General features: G+C 73.2%; 4 protein-coding genes. All 4 read right to left on the bottom strand.

What is annotated here, in order from left to right:
• Window positions 1-148 precede the first annotated feature (148 nt).
• The 4 genes from ACTZWW_RS22360 to ACTZWW_RS22345 all read right to left on the bottom strand — a co-directional run bounded on the left by ACTZWW_RS22360 (window position 149) and on the right by ACTZWW_RS22345 (window position 4,871).
• Window positions 149-1,849: a methyl-accepting chemotaxis protein gene (locus ACTZWW_RS22360; protein WP_444783175.1), complete on the bottom strand. Its 1,701-nt coding sequence runs from the start codon at window positions 1,847-1,849 to the stop codon at window positions 149-151.
• A gap of 114 nt (window positions 1,850-1,963) precedes the next feature.
• Window positions 1,964-2,869: a PfkB family carbohydrate kinase gene (locus ACTZWW_RS22355; RefSeq protein ID WP_444783174.1), complete on the bottom strand. Its 906-nt coding sequence runs from the start codon at window positions 2,867-2,869 to the stop codon at window positions 1,964-1,966.
• Window positions 2,870-2,901: 32 nt separating this feature from the next.
• Entirely contained in the window at window positions 2,902-3,342 is a 441-nt protein-coding gene (locus ACTZWW_RS22350) for a VOC family protein (protein WP_444783173.1), read from the bottom strand.
• A gap of 134 nt (window positions 3,343-3,476) precedes the next feature.
• On the bottom strand, window positions 3,477-4,871 hold the full coding sequence (locus ACTZWW_RS22345; RefSeq protein WP_444783172.1) for an MFS transporter: 1,395 nt from the start codon (window positions 4,869-4,871) through the stop codon (window positions 3,477-3,479).
• Between the last annotated feature and the right edge of the window lie 269 nt (window positions 4,872-5,140).

Below are 5,140 nucleotides of genomic sequence, written 5' to 3'. Positions count from 1 at the left end.
GGTGCGGGCGCAGCGTGTGTGTCCGGGGCTTTCCGGAGGCCGCCGGGCGGGGGGGGGCCCGGGGCGGGGGCGGGCGCGCCCCCCGCCACCCCCGCCCGTCTCTACCAGCAAGCCGGGCCGCCGCCCAGCCGGCGCGCGGCGCATACGCTCAGGCCGCGACCCGCGCGAGGAAGCGCTCGACTTCCGTTTCCATCCGCGCGGAGGCACCGGAGACCGCCTTGGCCGCCTCCTCCACCGCCCGCGCGGTCTCGCTCGAGCGCTCGGCCGCGTGGGTGACCTCGCCGAGCCCCGCGGTGATCTCGTCGGTGCCGCGGGCGGCGTCCTGGACGTTGCGCGAGATCTCCGCGGTCGCCGCGCCCTGCTGCGTCATCGCCGAGGCGATGGCGGCGGTGGCGACGTCGATCTCGCGCATGCGCTCGGTGATCTGGCGGATCGCACCGACGGCCCCGTCGGTCGAGCCCTGGACGCCGACGATGTGGCGGGCGATCTCCTCCGTCGCCTTGGCGGTCTGGGTCGCGAGCGCCTTCACCTCGGCGGCGACGACGGCGAAGCCCTTGCCCGCCTCGCCTGCGCGGGCGGCCTCGATCGTGGCGTTGAGCGCGAGCAGGTTCGTCTGGTCGGCGATGGAGCGGATGAGGTCGACCACGTCGCCGATCCGCTGGGCCGCCTCGGCGAGCCCGGCGATGTTGCCGTCCGTCGCCTCCGCCTCGCCCAGCCCCTGCTCGACCAGCCCGCGGGCGCGCTCGAGCTGCCCGCCGATCTCGGAGATCGAGGCCGCGAGCTCCTCGGTGGCGCTCGCCACCGTGGCGACGTTGCCCGCCGCCTGGCGCGAGCCGGTGGCGGCGGAGCCGACCGCGCCGCTCGCCCGGTCGGAGACCGCCGTCATGTCCTTCGCGCGGGTGCGCAGGTCCGCCGTCTGGTCGCGCAGGCCCGCCGCGATCTCCGAGGCGCCGCGGCGGAAGTCGGCGATCGCCGCGTCGAGCACCTCGCGGCGCGCGCGGTCGGCCTCGAGCACCATGCGGCGCTCGGCCTCGAGCCCCGCGGCAGTGCGGCTGCGCTCGGCGAGCACCGAGAGCGCGCGGGCGACGGCGCCGATCTCGTCGGCCCGCGCCGCGTGCGGAATCGGCGCGTCCGCGTCGCCCTCCGCGAGCCGCTCGACACGCCCGGCGATGGTCGCGAGCGGCGCGAACATGCGCTGCGCCATGATGCCGGAGCCCGCGATCACGATCAGGGCGATGACGCCGGCGACGACGAGCATGCCGCCGAGCGCCTCGTTCTTCACCGCCGTGAAGCTCTCGCTCGGCATGCCGATGAAGAGGATGCCGTTGACCCCGCCCGCGGCGTCGACCGTCGGGTAGTAGATCGTCAGGTAGTCGCGCCCGAACAGTGTCGCGGGACCCGTGTAGGTGTTCCCGGCGCGCACGACCGCCTGGGCGGGGTGGTCGGCCGCGAGGTAGGTGCCGTGGGCGCGCTCGCCGTTCTCCTTGCGCAGGTTCGTGGAGCGGCGCACGAAGTTGTTCTGCGCCGGGTCGAGTGCGAACACCGTGGCGACGCCGCCCGTCATCGCCGCCGTGGTGTCGACGACCGCATGATCCTCGAAGGTCGTCAGGTCTGGGGAGACGGCCCGGCCCACCTCGGCGCCGGAGACGGTGACGCGCGCGTCGGGCATGCGCTCGGCGAAGACCAGCGCCAGCGTACGCAGATGGCCGCCCGCCTGCTCGTAGAGCATGCGCTCGAGCTGCTGCGATATTTCCCGGGCCGCGAACGACCACATCGCCCCGGCCGTCACGGCGACGGACAGGACGACGACCGCGAGAACCTTCTTCGACAAGGTGAGCTTCTTGAGCATCGATCTACAGCTCCATGTTCGGAACTGTTTCATTCGGCGTGCGAAAATCTAACAAACGCTTTAGAGCTGATGAACTGCAACTCTTCGAGGCATAAATTCCTCTATGGCGGCGCATCACGCCACCGAACGCTGCCGCAGGAAGTCCTCGACGGCCTCGCGCCCCGGCGCCCCGTCGCGCCCACCGAAGCGCATGCACTTGATCGCGGCCGCGGCGGAGGCGAAGCGCGCCGCCTCGATCTCGTCGGCCCCCTCCGCGAGGCGCACGGTGAAGGCGCCGTGCCAGACGTCGCCGGCGGCGAGCGTGTCGACGACGGGCACGGCGAAAGCCGGCATGTGCTCGACTCGCTCGCCCGCCCAGTAGAACAGCCCCTCCCCGCCGTTGGTCACGGCGATCCAGCAGGGTACGGAGGGTCGGTAGGATTCGAGCGCCGTGCGCGCGTCGGCGTGGCCGGTGATGTCGCGCAGGCCCTGCATCGAGAAGGCGACGTGGGTCGCGAGCGAGAGCACCTCGGGGGCCCGTGTCGGGTCGCGGTCGGCGTCGAGCACGGCGGGGATGCCGGCGTCGCGGGCGAGCCGGAAGAGATGCGCGGTCGCCTCCTGCCAGCGCGTGTCTCCGAGCACGGCGCGGGTGCCGTCGGGCAACGCGTCGGGAAGCCAGTCGGTCTCGCGCGGCATCGCCGGATCCGCGTGGGAGACGACGAGCCGCTCGCCGATCGCGTCCACCACGATCGCCGAGATCGGCGAGGGAAAGCCCGGCACCCGCCGTACCCGGCTGCAGTCCACGCCCTCCCGCGTGAGGCGATCGACGATCTCGGCGCCGGCCCAGTCGTCACCCAGGCGCGCCAGCAGCGTCGCGTCGGCGCCCAGCCGCGTCATGGCGATCGCGGCGTTGGCCGCGGTGCCGCCGGTCGTCGTGGTGAACCCGTGCGCCCGGTACTTCTCCGCGCGCGTCGGCATCTCCGCGACCGCGTAGACGTGGTCGAGGGTGGCGATGCCGACGCTGAGGAGCCGCGGGCGCACGGCGCATCATCCCGGGCGAGCCGGCGCCGCCCTCACCAGGAGCCGGTATTGGGCATCGACGCCCACGGCTCCTGCGGCGGCAGCGACTCGCCGCGCTGGAGCAGCTCGATCGAGATCCCGTCCGGGGAGCGCACGAAGGCCATGTGGCCGTCCCGCGGGGGGCGGTTGATGGTGACGCCGGCGTCCATCAGCTTCTGGCAGGTGGCGTAGATGTCGTCGACCCGGTAGGCGAGATGGCCGAAATTGCGGCCGCCCGTGTACTCGTGCTCGTCCCAATTGTAGGTGAGCTCGACCTGGGGGGCGCGCGTCTTCTCGACGTTGCCGATGTCGCGTTCGGCGGCGAGGAAGACGAGCGTGTACCGGCCCTTCTCGTTGTCGATGCGCCGGGTCTCCACGAGCCCGAGCTTGTCGACGTAGAAGTCGAGCGCCGCCTCGAGATTGCCGACGCGGACCATGGTGTGCAGGTATTCCATCACGTGTTCCTCCGTTCGCGGGGATGAAAGGCCCGTGAGGCGGCCCGTGTCAAACGCGCGGGGTCGAACGCGCGGCCGGCGCGATCGGGCCGAAGGTTCCTCGGGCGCGGCGCGCGCGGCCGGGCGAGGCGCGCTCACGAGCGCGGGGCCGGGACCGCGCCGTCCGGGACCGCGTCGTCGAGGACCGTGTCGTCGGGGGCCCCGGAGGCCGACACGGCTGCGGCATCGCGCGCATGGTCGCCGCCGACGGGCGCGGCCCCCTCCCCCGCGACCTCCGGACGCTTCGCCTTGGTCAGCTCGGCCGAGACGGCGCTCGTGGCCAGGACGTTGACGAAGCCGGTGCCGGCGGCCTCGCGCGGGCGAAGGCGGATACGCACGGCGACGAAGGCCGCGAGCACGAGGCAGATCGCGCCCACGTAGAGGAACAGGGCCTGCGGACCCGCCACCTGCATGAGCGCGGTGGCCGGGAGCGGCCCGAGCGTCGCGCCGATCGCCCACGACACGAGCATGCTCGACACGGTGGGCACGATCGCCTCGGGCGCCACGAGGTCGCAGGCGTGCGCCACGCACACCGCGTAGATGCAAAGCGCCACGCCCCCGAAGAGGCCGAAGGCGAGAACGAGGACGAGCGGCGGCATCGCCAGCGTACTCGCCGCGACGATGAGCCCGCTCGCGAGCGCGGTGCCGCCGAACAGCCCCGCGATGACGGTGCGCCGGTCGACCTTGTCCGAGAGCCAGCCGAGCGGCCATTGGAAGACGAGGCTTCCCGCCTGGATCGCCAGCAGGAGCAGCGCCGCCTCGCCGGGGGCGAGCCCCACCGCGACGCCGTAGACGGAGGCGACCGCGATCACCGGCCCGTTGATCAGGCCGACCGCGAAGGCGCCGACCACGGCCGAGGGCGCGAGCCGCATGAGCGAGGGGATCGCGAGGCGCACGCGCACCGGCGGACGCGGCTCGCGGGTGGGCGTCGCGGCGATCGGGATCAGCGACAGGCTCATTCCCGCCGCCATCAGCATGAGGAGCCCCGCGCCCTCGACCGCGCCGAGCCCGATGCCGAGCGGCGAGAGCACGAGGGCCGTCTTCGTGGCCAGCAGGTAGAGCGCGATCACGCGCCCGCGGTTCGCCGCGCTCGCGGTGGCCGAGACCCAGCTGTCGATGACCGTGAACAGCCCCGCGAGCGCGAGGCCCGACACGCCGCGCAGCACGATCCAGGCGACCGGGCCCTGCGCGATCTCGAAAGCGAGCACGATCGCACCCGACAGGGCCGCCAGGCTCGCATAGGTTCGAATGTGGCCCACGGTTCGGACGAGCGGCGGCGCGAGCAGGCAGCCCAGCGCGAAGCCGATCCCGTAGGCGGCGGCGACGGCGCCGATGTCGATGATGGTCAGGCCGTCGGCGCGCATCCGCAACGGAAGGAGGACCTGCAGGAGCCCGTTCGCGCCCTGGAGCATGAAGGCGGCCATGGTGATCGTCGCGATCGCGGCGGCCGGGCGAAGAGTACGGGTCTCGGGAAGGGGGCTCGCGATCATGCTGGGACGGCGGCTCTTTGAGGGTCGGAGAGGAGCGAGGCCGGGCCTGCGGCGCCCCGCCGCGGGGTGCTGCGCCAGCATCCGCCATTCGCCGCGCCAATGCAGCCGTTTTGCGACCGCCACCGACCGAATTTCGACGCGTCGTGCACAGCGATCCACAGGCCGGCCCCGGGAAAGTCCGCGAAAGGCCGTTGACGGCGAATCGGGATGCGCCTATACCCCGGCTCCCGACGCGGCGGGGCCTTCTCAGGAGGGTTCGGCCGGATCGG

Origin of the sequence: Salinarimonas sp. NSM, assembly GCF_052380005.1 — a bacterium.
GTDB lineage: Bacteria > Pseudomonadota > Alphaproteobacteria > Rhizobiales > Beijerinckiaceae > Salinarimonas.
This window is presented reverse-complemented; position numbering and strand designations above follow the sequence as displayed.

Excerpts from the sequence above, each read along its gene's own strand:
- ACTZWW_RS22360 (WP_444783175.1), bottom strand. The coding sequence starts at position 1,849 with ATGCTCAAGAAGCTCACCTTGTCGAAGAAGGTTCTCGCGGTCGTCGTC.
- ACTZWW_RS22350 (WP_444783173.1), bottom strand. The coding sequence starts at position 3,342 with ATGGAATACCTGCACACCATGGTCCGCGTCGGCAATCTCGAGGCGGCG.
- ACTZWW_RS22345 (WP_444783172.1), bottom strand. The coding sequence starts at position 4,871 with ATGATCGCGAGCCCCCTTCCCGAGACCCGTACTCTTCGCCCGGCCGCC.